This window comes from Pseudomonas sp. Ag1 (assembly GCF_000278565.1).
Taxonomy (GTDB): Bacteria; Pseudomonadota; Gammaproteobacteria; order Pseudomonadales; family Pseudomonadaceae; genus Aquipseudomonas.
In genome coordinates, this window is the sequence record NZ_AKVH01000014.1 from 1 (window position 1) to 1,575 (window position 1,575).

The window sequence follows — 1,575 nt, forward strand, 5'->3', positions numbered from 1 at the left end:
GAACAGCAAATCGCAACCGTCTGGCAAGACGTGCTGAAACTGGAGCGGGTTGGTCTCACCGACAACTTCTTCGAACTGGGTGGCCATTCATTGCTGGCTACACAGATGGTGTCGCGCATCCGCCAACACCTCGGCATGAACCTGCAACTGCGCAAGCTGTTCGAAAATGCCAGCCTGAAGGCTTGCGTGGCTGCGCTTGAGCCAATCCAGGCGGCGATGCCTGCGCGCATTCCAAGGGTGCCGCGTGATCAACCGTTGCCCTTGTCCTACGCCCAGCAACGCCAGTGGTTCCTTTGGCAAATGGAACCCTCCAGTGCGGCGTACCACATCCCTGCGGCGCTACGGATTCATGGCCACCTGGATTTGAAGGCGTTGCAACGCAGCTTAAGCGCACTGGTGCAGCGTCACGAGAGTTTGCGCACGACCTTTGTCCAGAAGGACGAGCGTGCGTTCCAGGTTATCCATGCCGAGTCCGGTCCGCTGCTGACGCCGCAGTTTCTCGACCTGACCTCGGCCAACCAGGCCGAGCAGATCCAGGCGTTTGTTCGCGATCAGATCAGCCGGCCGTTCGACCTGCAGAACGGTCCGCTGCTGCGGGTCGGGCTGCTGCAGGTGGCCGCCGATGAACAGGTGCTGGTGCTGACCCAGCATCACATCGTCTCCGATGGCTGGTCGATGCAGGTGCTGGTGCAGGAACTGATTGAGCGTTATGCCGCCTATAGCCAGGGTGGATCGGTTGAACCGGTGGAGTTACCGATCCAGTATGCCGATTACGCGGTGTGGCAACGCCAATGGATGGACGCCGGTGAGCGTGAGCGGCAGCTGGCTTACTGGACCAACGTCCTCGGCGCTGAACAGCCATTGCTGGAGCTGCCTGCGGACCGTCCGCGACCGGCACGCCAGAGCTTTGCCGGCGCCCGTCTGGCCGTCCAGTTACCACAGGCATTGGGCCAACAGCTGCGGCAACTGGCGCTGGGTGAAGGTTGCAGCCTGTTCATGCTGTTGCTGGCTTCGTTCCAGGGCCTGCTGCACCGTTACAGCGGCCAGTCGGACATCCGCGTGGGCGTACCGATTGCCAACCGCAACCGGGTCGAGACCGAAGGCCTGATCGGGTTCTTCGTCAATACCCAGGTGCTCAAGGCTGAAGTCGATCCGCAGCAGCGTTTCAGCGAACTGCTGCAACAGGTCAAGACGGCGGCACTGGGCGCCGAGGCGCATCAGGACCTACCGTTCGAGCAATTGGTCGAAGCCTTGCGCCCTGAGCGCACCCTGAGCCATAGCCCGTTGTTCCAGGTGTTGTACAACCACCAGAGCGCCGGCCGCCAAGCCATCCCGCAACTGCCGGGGCTGGTGATCAAGGCCCAGGAGTGGGAAAGCCGTACCGCCCAGTTCGACTTGACCCTCGACACCCTGGACGCCGACGGCGAGCTCAGTGCAACCCTCACTTACGCCACCGACCTGTTCGACGCAAGCACTGCACAGCGTATGGCCGCTCACTGGCTGAACCTGCTGCAAGGTATCGTCGCCGATCCGCAACGGCGCATCGGGGAATTGCCGCTGCTGGACGCGACCGAG

Annotated in this window: 1 protein-coding gene; it reads left to right on the forward strand. The window is 62.3% G+C overall.

The window, feature by feature from the left end:
* On the forward strand, positions 1–1,575 hold a 1,575-nt coding region (locus A462_RS32170), incomplete at both ends, for a condensation domain-containing protein (RefSeq protein ID WP_008430101.1).